The 19,248-nt window shown below is 74.9% G+C and carries 24 protein-coding genes; 11 read left to right on the top strand and 13 right to left on the bottom strand.

Annotated features, from left to right (window positions below):
- Positions 1 to 74: 74 nt before the first annotated feature.
- From ABD254_RS09955 to ABD254_RS09945, 3 genes are read left to right on the top strand one after another with little or no spacing between them, the layout of a single operon-like run.
- Positions 75 to 350 (top strand): UBP-type zinc finger domain-containing protein, encoded by a 276-nt coding sequence (locus ABD254_RS09955; protein ID WP_344248058.1) that lies wholly within the window; start codon positions 75 to 77, stop codon positions 348 to 350.
- Entirely contained in the window at positions 347 to 1,237 is an 891-nt protein-coding gene (locus ABD254_RS09950; protein ID WP_344248056.1) for a CPBP family intramembrane glutamic endopeptidase, read from the top strand. The genes ABD254_RS09955 and ABD254_RS09950 overlap by 4 nt, the downstream gene beginning before the upstream one ends.
- A 32-nt stretch (positions 1,238 to 1,269) precedes the next feature.
- Positions 1,270 to 2,046, top strand: coding sequence for an alpha/beta fold hydrolase (locus ABD254_RS09945; RefSeq protein ID WP_344248054.1), 777 nt, complete (start codon positions 1,270 to 1,272; stop codon positions 2,044 to 2,046).
- Between the two features lie 12 nt (positions 2,047 to 2,058).
- Here the strand turns inward: ABD254_RS09945 and ABD254_RS09940 are convergent, their stop codons facing one another.
- From ABD254_RS09940 to ABD254_RS09905, 8 genes are all read right to left on the bottom strand, one after another.
- Positions 2,059 to 2,586, bottom strand: a complete 528-nt coding sequence (locus tag ABD254_RS09940; protein ID WP_344248052.1) for a flavin reductase family protein — start codon at positions 2,584 to 2,586, stop codon at positions 2,059 to 2,061.
- Entirely contained in the window at positions 2,583 to 3,203 is a 621-nt protein-coding gene (locus tag ABD254_RS09935; RefSeq protein WP_344248050.1) for an NADPH-dependent FMN reductase, read from the bottom strand. Before ABD254_RS09935 ends, ABD254_RS09940 begins: the two co-directional genes overlap by 4 nt.
- 48 nt (positions 3,204 to 3,251) lie before the next feature.
- Complete coding sequence (locus tag ABD254_RS09930) at positions 3,252 to 4,631, bottom strand: LLM class flavin-dependent oxidoreductase (RefSeq protein WP_344248048.1); 1,380 nt, start codon at positions 4,629 to 4,631, stop codon at positions 3,252 to 3,254.
- Positions 4,632 to 4,680: 49 nt separating this feature from the next.
- Positions 4,681 to 5,556: an ABC transporter permease gene (locus tag ABD254_RS09925; protein WP_344248046.1), complete on the bottom strand. Its 876-nt coding sequence runs from the start codon at positions 5,554 to 5,556 to the stop codon at positions 4,681 to 4,683.
- Complete coding sequence (locus tag ABD254_RS09920; RefSeq protein WP_344248535.1) at positions 5,553 to 6,326, bottom strand: ABC transporter ATP-binding protein; 774 nt, start codon at positions 6,324 to 6,326, stop codon at positions 5,553 to 5,555. Before ABD254_RS09920 ends, ABD254_RS09925 begins: the two co-directional genes overlap by 4 nt.
- 98 nt (positions 6,327 to 6,424) lie before the next feature.
- On the bottom strand, positions 6,425 to 7,558 hold the full coding sequence (locus ABD254_RS09915; RefSeq protein ID WP_344248044.1) for an ABC transporter substrate-binding protein: 1,134 nt from the start codon (positions 7,556 to 7,558) through the stop codon (positions 6,425 to 6,427).
- A 188-nt stretch (positions 7,559 to 7,746) separates the two neighbouring features.
- Positions 7,747 to 8,790: a YdcF family protein gene (locus tag ABD254_RS09910; RefSeq protein WP_344248042.1), complete on the bottom strand. Its 1,044-nt coding sequence runs from the start codon at positions 8,788 to 8,790 to the stop codon at positions 7,747 to 7,749.
- 88 nt (positions 8,791 to 8,878) lie between these two features.
- Positions 8,879 to 9,376 carry a MarR family winged helix-turn-helix transcriptional regulator gene (locus ABD254_RS09905; protein WP_344248040.1) on the bottom strand — a complete coding sequence of 166 codons (498 nt, stop codon included), beginning with the start codon at positions 9,374 to 9,376 and terminating at the stop codon, positions 8,879 to 8,881.
- Between the two features lie 106 nt (positions 9,377 to 9,482).
- On the opposite strand from ABD254_RS09905, the gene ABD254_RS09900 reads away from it, so the two are divergent.
- Together ABD254_RS09900 and ABD254_RS09895 are read left to right on the top strand one after the other, a co-directional pair.
- Positions 9,483 to 10,964 carry an MFS transporter gene (locus tag ABD254_RS09900; protein ID WP_344248038.1) on the top strand — a complete coding sequence of 494 codons (1,482 nt, stop codon included), beginning with the start codon at positions 9,483 to 9,485 and terminating at the stop codon, positions 10,962 to 10,964.
- 143 nt (positions 10,965 to 11,107) lie between these two features.
- Entirely contained in the window at positions 11,108 to 11,530 is a 423-nt protein-coding gene (locus ABD254_RS09895; RefSeq protein WP_344248036.1) for a VOC family protein, read from the top strand.
- Between the two features lie 35 nt (positions 11,531 to 11,565).
- Here ABD254_RS09895 and ABD254_RS09890 read toward each other — a convergent pair whose 3' ends face one another.
- Genes ABD254_RS09890 through ABD254_RS09880 form a run of 3 tightly spaced genes read right to left on the bottom strand, consistent with a single transcriptional unit; the run spans position 11,566 to position 14,018 of the window.
- On the bottom strand, positions 11,566 to 12,834 hold the full coding sequence (locus ABD254_RS09890) for an MFS transporter (protein ID WP_344248034.1): 1,269 nt from the start codon (positions 12,832 to 12,834) through the stop codon (positions 11,566 to 11,568).
- Positions 12,827 to 13,423, bottom strand: a complete 597-nt coding sequence (locus ABD254_RS09885; RefSeq protein WP_344248032.1) for a TetR/AcrR family transcriptional regulator — start codon at positions 13,421 to 13,423, stop codon at positions 12,827 to 12,829. The genes ABD254_RS09890 and ABD254_RS09885 overlap by 8 nt, the downstream gene beginning before the upstream one ends.
- A complete protein-coding gene (locus tag ABD254_RS09880) occupies positions 13,416 to 14,018 on the bottom strand; it encodes a sugar O-acetyltransferase (protein ID WP_344248031.1) in 603 nt (200 codons plus the stop codon). Before ABD254_RS09880 ends, ABD254_RS09885 begins: the two co-directional genes overlap by 8 nt.
- Positions 14,019 to 14,197: 179 nt before the next feature.
- Here ABD254_RS09880 and ABD254_RS09875 point away from each other — a divergent pair, with 179 nt between their 5' ends.
- Positions 14,198 to 14,761 carry a hypothetical protein gene (locus tag ABD254_RS09875; RefSeq protein WP_344248030.1) on the top strand — a complete coding sequence of 188 codons (564 nt, stop codon included), beginning with the start codon at positions 14,198 to 14,200 and terminating at the stop codon, positions 14,759 to 14,761.
- Between the two features lie 12 nt (positions 14,762 to 14,773).
- Here ABD254_RS09875 and ABD254_RS09870 read toward each other — a convergent pair whose 3' ends face one another.
- Positions 14,774 to 15,100 carry a DUF5808 domain-containing protein gene (locus ABD254_RS09870; RefSeq protein ID WP_344248029.1) on the bottom strand — a complete coding sequence of 109 codons (327 nt, stop codon included), beginning with the start codon at positions 15,098 to 15,100 and terminating at the stop codon, positions 14,774 to 14,776.
- 140 nt (positions 15,101 to 15,240) lie between these two features.
- On the opposite strand from ABD254_RS09870, the gene ABD254_RS09865 reads away from it, so the two are divergent.
- Positions 15,241 to 16,089, top strand: a complete 849-nt coding sequence (locus ABD254_RS09865) for an alpha/beta hydrolase (RefSeq protein WP_344248027.1) — start codon at positions 15,241 to 15,243, stop codon at positions 16,087 to 16,089.
- On the opposite strand, the gene ABD254_RS09860 is transcribed toward ABD254_RS09865, so the two are convergent.
- A complete protein-coding gene (locus ABD254_RS09860) occupies positions 16,013 to 16,372 on the bottom strand; it encodes a hypothetical protein (RefSeq protein ID WP_344248025.1) in 360 nt (119 codons plus the stop codon). The genes ABD254_RS09865 and ABD254_RS09860 overlap by 77 nt on opposite strands.
- A 207-nt stretch (positions 16,373 to 16,579) precedes the next feature.
- Here ABD254_RS09860 and ABD254_RS09855 point away from each other — a divergent pair, with 207 nt between their 5' ends.
- The 4 genes from ABD254_RS09855 to ABD254_RS09840 all read left to right on the top strand — a co-directional run bounded on the left by ABD254_RS09855 (position 16,580) and on the right by ABD254_RS09840 (position 19,242).
- Positions 16,580 to 17,242: a hypothetical protein gene (locus tag ABD254_RS09855; RefSeq protein WP_344248023.1), complete on the top strand. Its 663-nt coding sequence runs from the start codon at positions 16,580 to 16,582 to the stop codon at positions 17,240 to 17,242.
- A gap of 98 nt (positions 17,243 to 17,340) precedes the next feature.
- Positions 17,341 to 17,835 carry a DUF2975 domain-containing protein gene (locus tag ABD254_RS09850; RefSeq protein WP_344248021.1) on the top strand — a complete coding sequence of 165 codons (495 nt, stop codon included), beginning with the start codon at positions 17,341 to 17,343 and terminating at the stop codon, positions 17,833 to 17,835.
- On the top strand, positions 17,835 to 18,077 hold the full coding sequence (locus ABD254_RS09845; protein WP_344248019.1) for a helix-turn-helix domain-containing protein: 243 nt from the start codon (positions 17,835 to 17,837) through the stop codon (positions 18,075 to 18,077). The genes ABD254_RS09850 and ABD254_RS09845 overlap by 1 nt, the downstream gene beginning before the upstream one ends.
- Positions 18,067 to 19,242 (top strand): FAD-dependent oxidoreductase, encoded by a 1,176-nt coding sequence (locus ABD254_RS09840; RefSeq protein WP_344248017.1) that lies wholly within the window; start codon positions 18,067 to 18,069, stop codon positions 19,240 to 19,242. Before ABD254_RS09845 ends, ABD254_RS09840 begins: the two co-directional genes overlap by 11 nt.
- Positions 19,243 to 19,248 lie beyond the last annotated feature (6 nt).

The raw sequence follows: 19,248 nt of genomic DNA, 5'->3' as shown, positions 1-19,248 counted from the left end.
CTCGTCGGGCGCCCCGCGCGGGGGATGCCTAGGCTCGGCCGCGGACGACGCCGGCCGACGTGAGGACGTGACCAATGACCAGCGAGTGCGCGCACGTGGAGCAGATCGTGCCGGTCGAGCCCGAGACGCTCGGCCGGTGCCCCGAGTGCGTCGCGGCCGGCGGCACCTGGGTGCACCTGCGCTCCTGCCTGACCTGCGGGCACGTGGGCTGCTGCGACTCCTCGCCCGCCCGGCACGCCTCCGCGCACTTCCGGGCCACCGGTCACCCCCTGATGCAGTCGATCGAGCCCGGCGAGCACTGGGCGTTCTGCTTCGCGGACGACGTCCTGATCCCCGGCCGCGCGCGATGAGCCCGGGCACGACGACTCCGGGCACGACGACGCCGGGCACGGGCCTCCCCCGGTGGCGGGCGTTCTGGGAGCGCGGCGGCCTCTGGCGGGCGGTCCTCGCCGCCGCCTGCTACCTCGCCCTGTACCTGCTGGGCGGGCTCCTCGTCGGGACGTGGTTCGGCGACCTGGTCGACCCCGAGGACCTCTTCGCGACGCCGGCGAGCGTCGCCGTCGGGCTCGCCGCGCCGCTGCTCGTCGGCGCCGTCGTGCTCGTGGCGTTCGTCGCCTCGCTCCGGTGGTTCGGGGTGCTGTTCGCCCGCCAGACGCTGCCCGCGCCCCGCTGGATGTGGGTCGCGCCGGTGCTCGTGCTGGCGCCGGTCGTGCTGCGGGTGCTCGGGGTCGACTACGGCGCCTACGCGCCCGGCGTCGTCGCCGTGACGCTCGCGTCCGGGCTGCTCGTGGGCTTCGTCGAGGAGGTGCTGTGCCGCGGGGTGGTCGTGACGGTGCTGCGCCGCGGGGGCGCGACCGAGTGGGTCGTCATGGTGATGTCGTCGCTCGTCTTCGCGCTGCTGCACTCGGCGAACGCCCTCTCGGGGATGCCGCTCGGCACGGTGGCGCTCACCGTCGTCTACACGTTCGGCTTCGGGGTCGCGATGTACCTCACGCTGCGGGTCACCCGGAACCTGGTCTGGCCGGTCCTCCTCCACGGCCTCTTCGACCCGCTGCTCTTCCTCGGGACCGGGGGCATCGACGAGGTCGCCGACGCCGCGGGGCAGAGCCCGCTGCTCGTCCTCGCCGGGCCCGCGAACCTGCTCTTCATCGCGCTCGGCGTCGTCGCGCTCTTCCTCGCCCGTTCGGTCAACCGGCCCGGCGGCGTCCCCGAAGGCGTCGGGGCGCCGGCCGCCTGAGGGCGCGAGCCCTCAGGATGACAGGAGGAACCGTGCCCCACGCGCCCGCCGAGGACGGCACGCCGATCGCGTTCCAGGACCGGGGCGACGGCCCGCCGCTCGTGCTGCTCGCGGGGCAGGCGAACTCGCACCGCTGGTGGGACCCGGTGCGCGCCGGGCTCGGCGCCGGGCGCCGGACGATCACCCTCGACTGGCGCGGCACGGGCGCCTCGGGCCCCACCGACAGCACGATGACCACCCGCCGTCTCGCCGGCGACGTCGCTGCCGTCCTCGACCACCTCGGCGTCGACCGCGCCGACGTCTACGGCACGTCGATGGGCGGCCGGGTCGCACAGTGGGTCGCGATCGACCACCCGCACCGGCTGCGCCGGCTCGTGCTCGGCTGCACGACGCCGGGCGGCGAGCACGCCGTGGAGCGCTCGCGGGACGTCCGCCTCGCCCTGGCGCAGCCCGACCGGCGGGCCGCCCGGCGCACCCTGCTCGAGCTCATGTACACGCCCGCGTGGCTCGCCGCGCACCCGGGCGCCACGCCCGTGGAGGGCGACGCGGCGATGAGCGCGCAGGCACGACGTGACCACCTGCGAGCCAGCGACCGGCACGACTCCTGGGACCGCCTGCCCGAGGTCGGCGCGCCCACCCTCCTGCTGCACGGCGCGGACGACGTGTTCGCCCCGGCGGTCAACGCGCGACTCCTCGCGGACCGGATCCCGGGCGCGCGGGTCGAGCTGCTGCCCGGGCTCCGGCACGCGTACTTCCACGAGGGCGAGGCGGCGGCCACGCCACTCGTCGGAGACTTCCTGGCAGGCTGAGGCGGCCGTACCTCACACCCGGGTGGCGTCGCCCAGCCGGTGGTAGCCGCGGTCGTGGAAGACGAGCGGCGCGGCGCCCGGCGCGACGTGGTGCGCCGTGGCCTGCAGCGTCACGAGGTGGCTTGACCCGACCCCGGTGCGCTCGACGACGCGCGCGCGAACCCAGGCCGCGGCCCCGTCGATCACCGGCTCCCCCGAGCCGAGGGCGCTCCACCCGCCGTCGGCGAAGCGGTCGATGCCGCTCGTGGCGAAGCGCGCGGACACGTCGGCCTGGTCGGCGGCGAGGAAGCTCACCGCGACGGTGCGCGCCCGCGCCACGGCCGGCCACGAGGACGACGTCGTCGCCAGCGAGAACGCCAGCAGCGGCGGGTCCGCGGACACCGAGATCACCGAGGTCGCGGTGAACCCGACCGGGCGGCCGCCGTCGCGCAGCGCGACGACGGCGACCCCGGCCGGGTGGCCGCGGAACACCGAGCGGAACTCGTCGGCGGTGAGCGCGGCGTCCCGGACGGCCGGCGTCGCCCCGGCGAGCGCCGTCATCGCACGGCCTCCGGCACGCCCGCGACGGGCAGGGGCACCTCGGGCAAGGACGCGTCGGGCCACGCCGCTCCCGGCGGCCAGGCGTCCGACCAGGCGTCGAGCCAGGCGTCCGCCACGACGTCGACGTCCGGAAGCTGCGTCTCGAGCAGCGCGAGCGAGCTGTCGGGCACGCGCGCGCCGAGCTCGACGAGCAGCGGGCGCAGGTGGTCGTCCCCCGCCCGGGAGTGGTCCGGGCTGGCGGAGACGACGAGCGGCACGGCCGTCACGCCGGCGAGCCCCCGCGGGCCGTACCGGTCGAGGAACGCCTTGAGCAGGCCGGTGTAGGACGCCTTGTAGACGGGCGTCGCGACGACCGCGAACGGCGCGGCCGCCACCGTCCGCAGGGCGGCGTCGACGTCGGGCGCCTCGGCGAGGAGCAGCTGCCCGGCGAGGTCCGCGAGGTCGATGGTGCGCGGCGTGCCGCGCAGGCCGGCGCGGTCGGCGAGCCGCCGGGCCACGGCCTCGGCCGCCGTGCGAGTCCGCGAGCGGGGTCGGGGGTTGCCGACGAGCACGACGAGGTCGTCGCGCCGGTCGGTGGACGGTGAGGTGCTGGTGCTGGTGCTGTCGGTGAAGGTCATGGTCGCCTCGTCTCGGTCGTGGCGGATGTCGTGGCGCGTTCGCGGCCGTCAGGCCTGCGCGAGCGCGGGCCGTCCGGCGCCGTCGGCCGCACGCGCGGCGGTGTACCGGTTCTCGGGGACGTCGAGGCCGAGGTGGTCGCGCAGCGTCGTGCCGACGTACTCGGTGCGGAACAGCCCGCGGGCCTGCAGGATCGGCACCACGTGGTCGACGAACGCGTCGAGGCCGGCGGGCAGCGCGGGCGGCATGACGTTGAAGCCGTCCGCGGCGCCCGCGACGAACCAGTCCTCGATGGTGTCGGCGACCTGCTCGGGCGTGCCGGCGACGACGCGGTGCCCGCGGGCGCCGGCGAGCCGGTGCAGCAGCCGCCGGAGCGTCGGCCGCTCGCGCTGCACGATGCCGGCGACCACCTGGAAGCGCGAGCGCGCGTTGTCGGTGACGTCCCCGGCGCCCGCGAAGATCTCGAGCGGGACGGGGGCGTCGAGGTCGAGCCCGGACAGGTCGACCCCCGCCTGGCCGGAGAGCTGCTGCAGCCCGTACGCGGGCACGGAGAGCTCGTTGAGCTCCTCCTCGAGGGCGCGCGCCTCCGCCTCGGTGGAGCCGAGGAACGGGCTGATCCCGGGCAGGATCTTCACCTGCTCCGGGTCACGGCCGAGGTCGAGGGCACGGGACTTGATGTCGGCGTAGAACGCCTGGGCGTCCTCGATCCGCTGGTGGGCGGTGAAGATCGCCTCGGCCCACCGCGCGGCGAACTCGCGGCCCGTGTTGGACGCGCCCGCCTGCACGAGCACCGGCCGCCCCTGCGGCGTCCGTGCGGCGTTGAACGGGCCCGCGACGGAGAGGTGCTCGCCGGCGAACGCCGCCGGGTGGATGCGCGACGGGTCGGCGTACCGCCCGGCCGCGCGGTCCACCAGCACGGCGTCGGCCTCCCAGGAGTCCCAGAGCCGGGTCGTCGCCTCGAGGAACTCCTCGGCCCGCGCGTAGCGGACCTCCGGGTCGGGGTGCGCGTCGAGCCCGAAGTTCGCGCCCGCCGCCGCGGACGACGTCGTCACGACGTTCCATCCCGCGCGCCCGCCGCTGAGGTGGTCGAGCGTGGCGAACAGCCGCGCCAGGTTGTACGGCTCGTAGTAGGTGGTCGACGCGGTGGCGATCAGGCCGATGCGCTCGGTGTGCGCGGCGATCGTCGCGAGCGTGAGGAGCGGCTCGAGCCCGCCGACCGCGTTGTGCTCGACGCCGCCGTGCAGCACGGGGCCGTCGGCGAAGAACACGGCGTCGAGCTTCGCCGCCTCCGCCCGCCGGGCGAGGCGCACGTAGTAGTCGGGGGTGAAGAGCGCGTCCGGCTGCGTGGACGGGTGCCGCCAGGCGGCCTCGTGGTGGCCGGCGTGGTTGAGGAACAGGTTGAGCGTGAGGGTGCGGGCGTTCGCGGGCATGGCTCCGCCTTTCGAGGGAGGTGAGGGAGGTTGTCGGGGGCGGACGCCGTCAGGCGGCGCGCCAGCGCGTGAGGCGGCGCTCGACGAGCACGAGCGCGCCGTTCACGCACACCCCGACGAGCGCGATGGTGACGATCCCGGCGTACATCTCCGGGATCTGGAAGTTGAACTGGGTGTAGGTGATGTAGTAGCCGAGGCCGGCCTTGGCGCCGACCATCTCGGCCGCGACGAGCACGAGGATCGACGACGTGGCCGCCATCCGGATCCCGGTGAAGACCGTCGGGACGGCCGACGGCAGCACGACCTTGGCGAACAGCGCCGGGCTGCTCAGGCCGAGCGACCGGGCGGAGCGCACGAGGAGCGGGTCGACCGTCCGCACGCCGGTGATGGTGCTGAGCAGCACCGGGAAGAAGCACGCGTACACGACGATCGCGATCTTCGACGTCTCGCCGATGCCCAGCACGAGGATGAACACCGGCAGCAGCGCGAGCGCCGCCGTGTTGCGGAACAGCTCGAAGAACGGGCCGAGGTACTGCGCGGCGCGGGCGTACCAGCCGATGGCGAGGCCGGCGGGGATCGCGACCGCCACGGCGATCGAGAACCCGGCGGCGGCGCGGGCGAGGCTGGTGCCCACCTGCGCGCCGATCGTCCCGTCCGCGAGGAGCCCCCCGAACGTCGACAGCACCGTGCTCAGCGGGGGCAGGAACACCGGGTCGGCCAGGCCGAGCCGTGGCGCCAGCTCCCAGATCGCGAGGAAGACGACGAGCGCGGCCGACGCGCGCAGCACGGTCGCGCCCGCGCGGCGGAGGCGTCGTCCCGCCGCGCGCCCCTGCGACCCCGCGACGGCGAGCGCGCTGCGCCGGCCGAGCGTGGGCGGGTCCGCGAACGCCGGCTGATCGACGGGGCGGGTCGCGGTGGCGGTCATCGCTCCTCCTCCGCGTCGTGCAGGGCCGTCCAGACCCGGTGCCGGAGGGCGACGAACGCGGGGTCGGCGCGCAGGTCGTGCCCCGGGTCGGTGCCGCGCCCGGGCAGGTCGACGTCGATCACCGTGCGCACCCGGCCGGGTCGGGGCGTGAGCACGACGACGCGCTGTCCCAGGTAGACGGCCTCCTCGATGCCGTGCGTGATGAAGACGATCGTCTTGCCGGTGGCCCGCCAGATCCGCAGGAGCTCGTCCTGCAGGGACTCGCGCGTCTGGGCGTCGAGGGCCGCGAACGGCTCGTCCATGAGGAGCACCTCGGGGTCGAACGCGAGGCTGCGCGCGATGGCGACGCGCTGCTTCATACCGCCGGAGAGCTCGTGCGGGTAGCGGTCCGCGAAGCCGGCGAGCCCGACCAGCTCCAGGTGCTCGCGGGCGATGCGCCGCCGCTCGCGCTTCGGCAGCCGGCGCGCCTCGAGGCCCAGCTCGACGTTGCCCTGCGCGGTGCGCCACGGCAGCAGCGCGTACTGCTGGAACACGATGCCGCGGTCGAGGCCGGGCCCGGCGACCGGGCGCCCGTCGAGCAGGATCCGCCCGCGGGTGGGGGTGGCGAGGCCCGCGACCAGGTCGAGCAGCGTCGACTTGCCGCAGCCCGACGGGCCGACGAGCGTCACGAGCTCCCCGGGCGCCACGTCGAGCGTGAGGTCCTCCAGCGCGACCAGGGCGTCCCGCGTGCCGCGGACGGGGAACTCCTTGCGGACGTGCTCGAAGCGCAGTCGTGGCGTCGCGTCGGACGACGGCGCTCCGGGCGCCGTACCCGGCGCCGACCCGGGGGCCGGGCGGGCGGCGAGGTCGGCGAGGGTCGTCGTAGCGGTCACGGGGCCACCTCCTCGCCGTCGGGCCCGGCGTCCGGGGCGTACGTGCCGTCGGCGTACGGGTTGTACTCGTTGGTGAACAGGTCGTCCACGACGAGCGAGCCGGGCTCGACCTGCCCGTCCTCCTCCAGCCACTCGACCCAGACGGAGATCTCGTCCTCCTGGATCACGCCGCCCGGCGTCGGGATGGACGACGACCGCCAGTACTGCACGAGGTCCGTCGTCTCGCCGCGGTCCCGCTCGGTGATGATGTCGGTGAACCGCTCGCGCACCTCGGCCACCGGCGTCGTCTGCGCCCAGCGGATGGCGCGCGCGGTGCCCTGCACGAAGTCCTCGACGGCCTCGGGGTTCTTCGCGATGACGTCGTCGCGCAGGATGTACGTGCCGTAGGCGAACGCCCCGAAGAGCTCGTTCTCCGCGACCAGCACCTCGAGGCCGCCGCGCTCGACCGCTTTCTCCTTGAGCACGCCGCCGAGCGACGCCACGTCGACCTGGCCCTCGCGCAGCGTCTGCTCCGCGTTGACGGGCGGGACGACGACGAGCTCGACCTGCTCCCGCTCCTGGGGGGTCAGACCTTCGCGCGTCAGCCACTCCTGCAGGAGGGTCTCCGACTGCGCGCCGAGGGTGTTGACGCCGACCTTCTTGCCGACGAGGTCGCGCGCCTCGCGGATCGGGCTGCCCTCCACGGTGTAGAAGGCGCCGAAGGTCTCCTCGTCGGCCCCGTAGTAGGAGATGACGGACGTGACCGGCGCGCCGGTGGACTGCAGCTTGGCGATGGCGCCGTTGAACGCGCCGCCGAACTCCGTCTCCCCCGTCACGGCCGCCTGGATGGAGGCGGGGCCGCCGGTGACGTCGCCGAGCCACTCGAGCTCGACGTCCTCGAAGTAGCCGAGGTCGGCGGCGAGCTCCGGGTACGAGACGGTGCCCGTGGCGCCCTGGTACCGCAGGACGGTCCTGCCGTCCTCGGACCGGGTGGCCGCACCGGCGCCCGCGCAGGCGGACAGCATCAGGGCGAGGACGGCGACGGGCGCCGCGGCCGTGGCGCGGCGGGTGGGTCGGGGTGGGTGGCGGTGCGGGGTGTGCTGGCTAGAGGCGACGTTCCCGTCGCCGGCCCACGATCGGGCGATCCTCATGGTGCTCCTCCAGGACGTGTCTGCTCGGGCGGGTGGCTGCGCCCGGGCGACACGACTCACCCGCGGGTCGCGGGGTGAGCCTGGGGAGTGCCGACGAGGTGGTCATGCGACGACCGTAACCCATTCCCGACTATTTTGGTCGGAGTTATCTTGAATGCTGAGAACCTAGACCTGAGACCGCTCCTGCCCTACGCCCCGGGCACGGCGAGGACCGTCGTGCCGACCGCGGCGACGACGATCAGCGCGGCCGCCACGGCGTGGACGGCACGACGCCGGCGCAGGACGGCGACGAACTCCCGCAGGTACGCGCTGGGAAAGAAGTAGCCCGCGGTCGGGGCGCCCACCGCGTGCACGTCGAGCCCGAGGTCCATCGCCTCGAGCGCGGCCCGGGGTGCGTGGTAGTTGTTCGTCGCCACGAGGTACGGACCGTCCACACCGCGCTCGCGCAGCAGCGCGACGCCGTAGGTGAGGTTCTCCCGGGTGGTGCGCGCGGCGTCCTCGACGAGGATGCGGTCGCGCGGGACGCCACGGGACTCCAGCCACCGGGCCATGGCGACACCCTCGGGCCGATCCTCGTCGGCGCCCTGGCCGCCGGAGGGGACGATCGGGACCGCGCCGCCCGGCCCGCCGAGCCGCTCCGCGGCGGCGACCGCCGTCGTGAGGCGCGCCGCGAGGAGCGGCGGCACGCGGCCGCCCACCACCTTCGACCCCAGGACGATGACGGCACGGGCGGGCACGCGCGCGGCGTACCGCCGGTACAGCAGGGTCTGGGCGGCGAAGCCCAGGAACGTGAACCCGAGCCACGCCGTCGCGAGCCCCACGGCCGCAGCCAGCCCCCACGCCCACGACTGCCGCAGCGCGACCGGCGCCGCCACCACGACCGGCGCCGCCAGCATGGCGAGCCCCGCAAGGAGGGACAGGAGGTTCCCCAGCGACCGCCGCTCCCGGCGCACCATCGTCACGCCGTTGAGCACCAGGAACACCGGCAGCGCCAGCAGGGCCAGGGCCAGCGCGGCGAGCAGGGCGAGGGTGATCCACCCGACGGCGTCGACGCCGCCGGGGACCAGGGACACGAGCGCGCCCACCAGGCCGGACGCCGTGTACACGACGGCCATGAGCAGGAAGCCGTTGCGCAACCGCCGCCGGTCCTGACGCAGCGACCACGCGAGCCACGTTCCCCAGAAGACGGTGGCGACGGCCGCCGACGCGACCCCGCCGACGTCGGCGCTCACGCGCGCCCCCTCGGGGACGTGGGCCCGTCGCGCCTGGTCATGCGGTACCTCCGGGGTCGGGACGGGCCGCCTCGAGGATAGGCGTGCGTCAGTCGGGGCGCCCGCCGCGCACCGCCTCGCCGTAGGCGTCGACGAACCGGCCCAGCTGCTCGAGGAACTCCGCCGTGTCGTCGCCCAGCACCCGCAGCCCGTCCCCGTAGGCGTCGAGGGCGGTCGTCGTGGCGTCCTCGAACGCGGCGGTCCCCTGCTCGGTGGGCTCGATGACGCGCGCCGAGCGGCCGGGCTCGGTGAACCGGCGCAGCAGCCCGGCGTCGAGGGCGGCGTTGACCTGCCGGTTGACGGTGGACTGCTCCAGCCCGAGCGCGTCGGAGATCTCGCGCAGCGTGCTCGGCCCCCGGTCCGCCAGCAGCCACAGGAGCCGGCCGTCCGCGGTGCCGAGCGGGCTGCGGTGCTCGGCGAGGCGCCGGTGCAGGTCGAGCCGGTACAGCAGCGAGGCGAGCCTCCGGTCGGGGGTGACCGGGAGCTCGCGCAGGCGGTTGCGGGTGCTGACGGACGACATACCGGCGGACGACGAGGCGGACGTCATCGTGGGCCTCCTGGGTGACGGGTGCGGGGTCGCGGGTTGGCGGACCCGCGATATGTAGGTAGCATACACAGTCGGATATGTAAGTTACACACGAATCGAAGGTCCCATGAGCTCCTCACCCAACCCCTCCCCGACGGGGTCGACGACGAGCCGTCGCGCCGTCGCCGTCATCCTCGTCCTGGGCTTCAGCAGCCTGTGCGCGGCGCTGATGCAGTCACTCGTGATCCCGATCCAGAGCGAGCTGCCGGAGCTGCTGCACACCTCCGCCAGCAACGCCTCGTGGGTGGTCACCGCGACGCTCCTCGGCGGCGCGGTCGCGATGCCCGTCACCGGCCGGCTCGCCGACCTCTACGGCAAGAAGCCGGTGATGGTCGCCTCCGCCGTCCTGCTCCTGCTCGCCTCGCTCCTGTGCGCCGTGTCCGACTCCGTCGGCCCCGTCGTCGTGGGCCGGGTGCTGCAGGGCATGGCGATGGGCTACATCCCCGTCGCGATCAGCATGGTGCGCGAGATCGCGCCCCCGCACCTGCGCAACACCGCGGTCGCGGGCATCAGCGCCACGCTCGGCGTCGGCGGCGCGCTCGGCCTGCCCCTCGCGGCGTGGATCGCGCAGGACTTCGACTGGCACATGCTCTTCTGGGTGTCGGCCGCGCTCGCCGCGGTCATGGCGGTCCTGACCGTCGTCGTCATCCCGCACGTGCGCGACTCCCACCCCGGCAGGTTCGACCTCGTCGGAGCGCTCGGGCTCGCCGTCGGCCTCGTGGGCGTCCTGGTCGGCGTCTCCAAGGGCAACGACTGGGGCTGGGCCGAGCCCAGCACCCTCGGGATGATCGGCGGGGGCGTCGTCGTCCTGCTCCTGTGGGGCCGGTACGAGCTGCGCCACGGCGAGCCGCTCGTCGACCTGCGCACCAGCGCGAAGAAGCCCGTGCTGTTCACCAACATCGCCGCCGTGCTCATCGGCTTCGGCATGATGGCGCAGTCCATCGTCGTGCCGCAGCTGCTCCAGATGCCCGAGGCCACCGGCTACGGGCTCGGCCAGACGATCCTGCAGGCCGGCCTGTGGATGGCCCCCGCCGGGCTCATGATGATGCTCTTCACGCCCCTGTCCTCGCGGATGCTGACCCGCCTCGGCGGGCGCACCACGCTCTCGATCGGCGCGGGCGTGCTGGCCCTCGGCTACGTCGTCGCGGTGTTCCTGATGGATGCGCCGTGGCAGCTGATGCTCGCCTCGTGCGTCGCCTCCGCGGGCGTCGGGATCGGCTACGCCGCGATGCCCACGCTCATCCTCGACAACGTGCCGGCCACGGAGTCCGCGGCGAGCGTCGGGCTCAACAGCCTCATGCGATCGATGGGCACCACGATCGCGGGCGCCGTCATGGCGATGATCCTCACCAGCCGGACCACCGTGCTGGCGCCGGGCACGCCCGCGATCCCGGACCAGAGCGCGTTCACGCTCTGCTTCGTCGTCGGCGCCCTCGCCGCGGCCGCCGGCGCGCTGATCATCCTGCTCGTCCCGCGGCGGAAGCGGGCCGACGACGGCGGGCGGCACCTGCGCGCCGTCCCGGCGGCCGACGAGCCCGCGCTCGTCTGAGGCGGAGGTGCAGCGCAGGGTGAGGGCCGAGGAACGAGGCACTCGCCCGCAGCGGAACCGCAGACTCAGGCGACAGTCGAGCGTCCCCTGAGGCACCCGGAAATCGCCTGGAGCGCGGCGCGACGTCGTGCTCTGATGCCGGGATGACCTCACGCATCTCGCACACGACGTTCGACGCCCGCGACGCCTACGCGCAGTCCGTGTTCTGGGCCGACGTGCTCGGCTACACCGACGTCCCCGGCGACCCCAACCTGCCCGGGCACGAAGAATGCATGATCGTGCCCGAGCCCGCCCACGACGCCCCCGCCGAGAGCCACGGGCGCCTGCTGTTCATCGAGGTGCCCGAGCCCAAGGAGCTCAAGAACCGCGTGCACCTCGACCTGCGGCCCACGGACCGCACGCAGGCCGAGGAGGTCGAGCGCCTGCTCGCCCTCGGCGCGACCCAGGTCGCGGACCTCCGGAGGCCCGACGGCAAGGGCGGGTGGGTCGTCCTGGCCGACCCCGAGGGCAACGAGTTCTGCATCCTGCGCAGCGACGCGGAGCTCGCCGCCGCGGTCGACGCCTGACGGCGCGGAGTGAGGGCCGGCCGCCGCGCGGAGGGCTACCGCGCGGCGGGCGACCCGGTGTCGGCGGGGACGGCTTCGTCGGCGGGGACGGCGCCGCCCGGGCGCGGGGACGCGGCCCGCGCGGCGAAGGCCGCGACGACGAGCAGCGCGACGACGACGAGCATCGCCGGCCGCAGGCCGAGGTGCTCCCCGAGGAAGCCGAGCAGCGGCGGGCCGACGAGGAACGCCAGGTAGCCGCTGGTGGCGACGGCGCTGACCCGCTCCGCGCCGCGCTCCGGGTCGTCGCCGGCCGCCGAGATCGCGACGGGGAACCCGAGCGACGCGCCCAGGCCCCACAGCGCCACGGCGATCCCGGCCACGACGGGGCTCGACGCGAACACCACCGCCAGCACGCCCACCACGGCGCACACCGCGCTGACGGACAGCACGGCCGCCCGGCCGAAGCGCTCCACGATCGGCCCGCCGGAGAACCGGCCGACCGTCATCGCCGCGGCGAACCCCGCGTAGACGAGCGACCCGTGGGTGGCCGACATCCCGTGCCCGTCGACCATGAGCAGCGGCAGCCAGTCGTTGGCGGCACCCTCCGCGAAGGCCATCGCGAGCACGACGACGCCGATGAGGACGAGGCGCCGGTCGCGCCAGACGCTGGGCCGGCGCTCGAGCGCGCCGCCGGAGGCCCGCGGGAGCCGGGCCTCCCGTCCCGTGCCCGCGGGGATCCCGGGCAGCGCCCAGGCCGCGAGCGCCGCCATCACGGCCGCCATCGCCAGCAGGTGCCAGACGACGGGGAACCGGGCAGCTGTGAGGACGATGCCGACGAGCGCGCCGATCACCGTGCCCAGGCTGAAGCTGCCGTGCAGAGCGGGCAGCACCTGGCGCCCCGTGGCGGCCTCGACCGCCGCGCCCTCGATGTTGAGCCCGATCTCCCCGAGCCCTCCGCCGAGGCCGATCAGCATCAGCCCGACGAACGCCCCGGCGGCGAGCCCGGCCGACGACGCCAGGCCGATCACCGCGACGCCCGCGACCACCAGCAGGGTCCCGGCGACGATCACGGGCCGCGCGCCCCGGCGCCGCACGATCGGCCCGGCCGACAGCACGCCGGTCATCGAGCCCACCGACAGGCCGAACAGGATCAGCCCCATGCCGGCCGTGGACGCGCCGAGGGCGTCCCGGACGTCGGGCGTGCGGGTGATCCACGACGACATCCCGAGCCCGACGAGCAGGGTCAGGGCGAACAGCGACAGGCGGCGACGTCGGTACGGATCGGCCCCGCGGTACGGGTCGGCCCCGCGGTCGGGGTCAGCCACGGGTGATCCGTTCGACGGCGGCGGTCACGAGGGCGACGTCGTGCCGCGGCGCCTCCTGCGGGGTGTCGAGGGCGCGGTGGATGGTCAGCCCCTCGATGAGCGCGTCGACGAGCCGCGCCGTCGTCGGGTCGAAGTGCCGCTCCAGCTCCCGGCGGGAGCGCGCCATCCAGGCGTTGGTGATGTCCCGGAACGCGGGCTCGCGCGCGGCGAGGGTGTACAGCTCGTGCGTGAGGACGACGTCGCGCGTCGTCGTCGCGACGTCGGAGGTGATGATGGCCACCACGGCCTGCTTGGCCTCGTGGGCGTCGCGGGCCGCCGTCAGCCGCTGCTCGAACCGGTCGCCCACCGTGCGGGCGTAGCGCGCGAACGCCTCGCGCAGCAGCTCGTCCATGCCGGTGAAGTGGTACGTCATGGAGCCGAGCGGCACGTCGGCCGCCCGGGCGACCCGGCGGTGCGAGGTGCCGCTCACGCCCGCGGTGACGATGACGTCGAGGCAGGCGTCGATGATCCGGTCCCGACGCTCGGGGTCGGTGCGGCGCGCGCGGCGCGCGGGCGCGCCCTCCGGCCCGTGCCCCGCCGGCTCAGGCATCGTCGTCGTCCTCCGCGATGCTGCGGACCACCCGGGCCGGGTTGCCGACCGCGACGACGTTCGCCGGGACGTCGCGCGTCACGACCGAGCCGGCGCCGATGACGGAGTTGTCCCCGATGGTGACGCCCGGGCACACGATCACGCCCCCGCCCAGCCACACGTTGTCGCCGATGGTGATGGGCCGCGCGGCCTCGAGCTTGTCCCGGCGCGGGCCGGGCTCGACCGGGTGGGTCGGGGTGAGGAGCTGCACGTTCGGGCCGATCTGGCAGTCCTCGCCGATCGTGATGGCCGCGACGTCCAGGGCGGTGAGGTGGTAGTTGACGAACGTGCGCGCGCCGACGTGGAGGTTGGAGCCGTAGTCGACGAAAAGCGGCGGGCGGATCACGACGCCGTCGGCCAGGCTGCCCAGCAGGTCGGCGAGGATCGGGCGCGCCGCGTCGGCGTCCTTCACCGCCGTCCGCGCGTACTCGTCCTGCAGCCGCATGGCGCGCTGGGAGCGGCGCTCGATCTCCGGGTCGTCGGCGACGTAGAGGTCGCCGGCGAGCATGCGCTCGTGGTTCGTGCGCGGGTCCCCCGCGAAGTGGTCCGTGGGCATGCGTACGATCGTACACACCCGCGCTCGAGCATCCGCGGCGCGTCGCCCGTTGCCGCGACCCCGGCGGAACCCTGAGCCGCCCCTGAGGCGGCGGTCCTCCCACGGTCGTACGCACCGGCCACCAGGTTCCGCTCACGGGCCGACGACGACGTGACCTGCGGATCCGTAGCGTCGTCGGCATGACACACCACACCATCACCACCCCGGCGAGCATCCCGGTGACCACGACCCGCGACCGCCGCTACCGCGCCCTCGGCGCGCTGGCCCTCGCCGCCGGCGTCGCCGTCACCACCACCGCCTGCGCCGGCATCTCCGAGGCGCTGAGCGAGCGGAACGCCGGGCACACCAAGGCCTTCACGTACGACAGCGGCCGGTCCGGCAAGAACGCTGAGGTCCTGCCCGCATGGGTGCCCGACGACGCGGCCGACGTCCGCGGCGTCTTCCGCACCACCGGCGACGAGGTGATCCTGCTCATGGATGCCGACGTCGCGGACCTCCCGGTCACGTGTCAGGCCGTGGACGACGCGCACCCGCTCGCCACCGCGCCCGCGCGCGACGGCGTGAAGGCCGAGGACGTCCGCGACGCATCGACGCTCAAGGCGGGCTGGTGGACTGCCGGGCAGGAGCAGGACGCGACCTTCGTCTGCGACGGCTGGTGGGTCGGCGAGGCGGACGGCGCGCTCTTCGCGTTCACGCCCGAGCTCACCGCGGTCGAGATCGAGGAGCAGCCCGACCCCGCCTGACCTGCGCCGGCCCTAGTCCGCGGCGTGCTCCTCGGCGCGGGACTCCGCGACCCGCTGCCGGACCAGCGCCACCACCCGGCCCACGTTCACCGTCCAGCCCACGCCGAACACGCGCGGGCCGATCAGGCGCTCGCCGTCCGGGTCCCACAGGCGCTCGCGGACCCGCTCGAGGGTGGGTATGCGGAACTCGTACGGGACGAAGCCCACCGTCCCGTTCCAGGTCCGGTCGTCCGGGTCCTTGCGCAGCTCCTTGACGACGGCCGCCGCCGCCAGCGCCAGCGTCACCAGCGTGATCAGCTGTCGGATCCCGCCGGGCTTCTTCCCGTGCCGCTCGCTCATCTCGGCTCCCCTCGTCGACGTCCCCGTCCATCGTGCCCCGGGGCGGCGGCCGGGTCCATGGTCGGGGCGGGTGGATCGGGCCCGCGAGGACGCCGGGACCGCGTCCCCGACGGCGGCCCACCTCGGGTACCTTCCGGGACATGAGTCCCACGTTCGTGCTGGTCCACGGCGCTTTCGCCACCTCGTTCTCGTTCGCGCCGCTCCAGGCCGAGCTCGCGCTGCGGGGGCACCGCTCGCTCGCCGTCGACCTGCCCGGGCACGGGTTCGAGGCGACCTACCCGGCCGCGTACCAGGCGCCGCAGGACCTCGAGGCGCTCGCGACCGCGCCGGGCGCCCTCGAGGGCGTCACGCTGGCCGACAACGCCGCCCGGGTGATCGACGTGCTCGAGCGCGTGAAGGAGCACGGGCCGGTGATCCTCGTCGGCCACAGCCGGGGCGGCATCACCGTGACCGCGGTGGCCAACGCCCGTCCCGACCTGGTCGACCGGCTCGTGTACATCTCCGCCTGGGCGCCCGTGGAGCTCGAGGCGGCCGCGTACAACGCGGAGCCGGAGATGGCGTCGGTCGACGCCGCGGCGCTCGCCCGGGCGCTGGCCGCGAACCCGGCCGACGTCGGGCTGCTGCGCTGCAACTTCCGCACGGCGGACGCGGACGCGCTCGCCGGGCTGAAGGCCGTCTTCCTCGCCGACGGCACCGACGACGAGCTCCGCGTCTTCCTCAACTCGTTCCAGCCCGACGAGAACCTCGACGGAGGCGGCCCGGACGACCGCGCGCACGCCGCGACCTGGGGCAGCGTGCCGCGCACCTACGTGCGGCTCAGCGAGGACGCGAGCATGCCGCTCGCGATGCAGGACCGGCTGATCCGCGAGGCCGACGCGCTCACGCCCGACAACCCCTACGAGGTGCGCACCCTCAGGTCGAGCCATCTCGGCTGGCTGGTGCACCCGGCCCCTGCCGCCGAGCTGCTCGCGGAGGTCGCGGCCCGCTGAGCGGCGGGTGCAGCACCAGCACCACGACGATCGCCACCATGATCACCGCGGTGACCGTGACGGGGATCGGCACCGAGCCCAGGTCCTGCTCGTCGTGCAGCGCCTCGATGATCGCGTTGGACGACGCGATCAGGCTCTCGCCGAGCAGGATCAGGGTGAACAGGCCGACCGTGAAGTCGCGGTCGACGAAGACGGGCTCGATCCCCGCGGCGAGCACGAGGGCGCCCGCCATCTGGACCACCATGAGCACCCGGTAGAGCAGCTGCACCGGGGCGACGCTCACCGCCACCACGAAGACGAGGTCGAAGAACAGCTCCAGCGTGCTCGCCGTGCGGCCGGGCTCGTGCGCTCATGGGGACGAGCCGTGCGCGGGCGGGGGTCCCGGACGTGCTCATCGCTCGGCTCCTCGGTGGGCGCGGGTTCCGCGAGTCATCGTGCATCCACCGCGCCCGACGGGCCACGGCTCTCCGACGCGGATACGCTGCCCGGGATGTTCTCGGACCGCAGACGCCGGCGTGCCGCCCGGCGGATCAGGCCCGGGGACGGGCATGCCCTGAAGCGCTACCGGTGGTGGCAGCCCCTGTCGCGCGCGCTCTTCCACCTGGACCTCGTCGGCGACGACGGCCGGCCCGAGACGTGGTCCGTCGACGTCCGGCTCTGGGGCGACTCGGACGACGGTGACGTGCGGGCCCGGCTGTACCGCGACGGTGTCCACCTGGCCACGTCGAAGCTGCCCGCGGAGCTCCCCGTGACGGGCGGCACCGTGCAGGTGGACACCAGCAGCTACGGACTGCGGCGCTGCCACTACGTGACCCCCGACGGGCGTGAGCGACGGCTGGTCCCCGACCCGCTGTCCGCGGAGGGCCGTCGCGCCCGCCTGGAGCGCGAGCGCCCGGGCCTGAGCCGTGGCCTCGGGGTCGCGTCGTGGGCGGTGCTCGTCGTCGCGCTGCTGATCGGCGTCCCGCAGATCGTCGAGCAGATCTCGCAGATCCCGCCCGTCGCCGAGAACGTCGACACCTTCACGTCGCCGGTCCACCTCTCGTCGGCCCTCAACGTCGCACTCCTGGTCGCCACGATCCTGGCCAGCACCGAGCGTGCGCTGCGCCTGCGCTACCACTGGCTGCTCGACGGCGGGCTGTTCGGCGACGACTAGACCCCCGCCTCGAGAGCGTCGGCGAAGGTTCTGCGGAGACTGTGCGAAGCGATCGATATCTATTGACTTTCGATAGGTGAGACGCAACGCTCGTCCGCATGTCACCGACCCGGATCTCGCGGACCCAGCGCCTCGTCGGACCGCTCCGCGGCCTGCTCGTCGCCGTCTTCGCCGCCCTCGTCGTCGCCCAGGTCGCGGTGCTGCCCGCGGCGTTCGCGCGGATGGCCGACGAGTCGCCCGACCTGGCTCCCCTGCGCTGGCCGCTGCTGGTGCTCGCCGTGGTCGGCCTCGTCTGCGTCGAGGCGGTCCTCGTGTGCACGTGGCGGCTGCTGACGATGGTGCGCGACGACCAGATCTTCTCCGACCACGCCCTCCTCTGGGTGAACGGCATCGTCGCCGCCGTCGCCGGCGCCTGGGTGCTCGTGCTCGCCGCGTTCGCGCTGCTCGTGGCCGCGGAGGGCCTCGTCGGGCTGGCGGCCCTGCTCCTTCTGGTGCTGCTCGTGGGTGCCGCCGTCGGGTTGCTCATGGTGGTGCTGCGCGCGCTGCTGCGGCAGGCCACGGAGCTGCGGACCGACCTCGACGGGGTGATCTGATGCCGATCGTCGTCCGCCTCGACGTGGAGCTCGCCCGCCGCAAGATGAGCGTGGGCGAGTTCGCCGAGCGCGTCGGCCTCACGCCCGCCAACGTCGCCGTCCTCAAGAACGGGCGCGCCAAGGCCGTCCGGTTCGCCACGCTCGACGCCATGTGCCGGGTGCTCGGCTGCCAGCCGGGCGACCTGCTGGAGTGGGTGGACGACGATGCCACGTCCGGCGAGGGGGACGACGGTGCGCGCTGACGTCCTCGTCGTCGGGGCCGGCCTCGCCGGGCTGTGGACCGCCGCGGAGCTCGCGCGGCGCGGGCACGACGTCGTCCTCGCCGACCGGCGCACCCGCCTCGACGCCTCCGTGCGCACCACGGGCATCTTCGTGCGCCGCACGCTGGAGGACTTCGACCTGCCGCCGGAGCACCTCGGGCCGCCGGTCCGGCGGATGGTGCTCTACCCGCCGTCGCACCGGCACCCGGTCACCCTCGACAGCCCGCACGACGAGTTCCGCGTCGGCGACATGGCCCCGCTGTACCTGACCCTCGCTGCGCGGGCCGCCGTCGCGGGAGTGCGGCTCGAGCTGGGCACCCGGTACCTCGGGCGGCGCGGCGGCACTCATCTGCTGGACGGCCAGGGGGGCCCGCTCGAGGTCCGCGCGACGTTCGCCGTCGGGGCCGACGGCGCCCGGTCCGCCGTCGCGCGCGAGCTGGGCCTCGACCGCAACCGCGAGCTGCTGGTCGGCGCGGAGGAGGTCTACGCCGTGCCGCCCCGCGAGGTCGTGCCCGCCTTCCACTGCGTGCTCGACCCGCGCCTCGCGCCGGGGTACCTCGCGTGGGTGCTCGACGACGGCCGGCACGCGCACGTGGGCGTCGCCGGGTACGCCGACCGGTACCCGCGCGGCCTGCGCGACGCGCTGCGCGACTTCGCCGCGTCGGCGCCCGGGCTCGACGGCGTCCCCCGGCCCGACGACGCCGGGCGGGTCGAGCGGCGGGGCGGGCTCATCCCCGTCGGCGGGCTGCTGCGCCGCATCGCGGCGCCGGACGGCCTGCTGGTCGGCGACGCGGCGGGAGCCGTCTCGCCCCTCACCGCCGGCGGCCTCGACCCGTGCCTGCGGCTGTCCGCGCACGCCGCGGACGTGCTCGACCAGGCGCTGCGGGCCGGGGACCGGCGCCTGCTCGCGCGGTACGACGGGGCCGCCCTGCGCGCCCGGTTCCGCGGGAGGCTCACGATGCGTCGCGGTCTGTCGCTGGTGCGCACGCCGGCCGCCGCGAGCGCCGGCGTGGCTCTGCTGCGCACCCCGCCCGGTCGTGCCGCCGCCCGGCGCATCCTCTTCGGGCACGGGTCGTTCCCGGACCCGCGGCCCGCGCGCGGCACCGCGGCGGCTGCGACCCTCGCCACCCCGGGTGCGCCGGGCTAGGTTGGC

It is taken from the genome of Isoptericola hypogeus, from assembly GCF_039531145.1.
Classification (GTDB): Bacteria; Actinomycetota; Actinomycetes; order Actinomycetales; family Cellulomonadaceae; genus Isoptericola; species Isoptericola hypogeus.
This window is presented reverse-complemented; position numbering and strand designations above follow the sequence as displayed.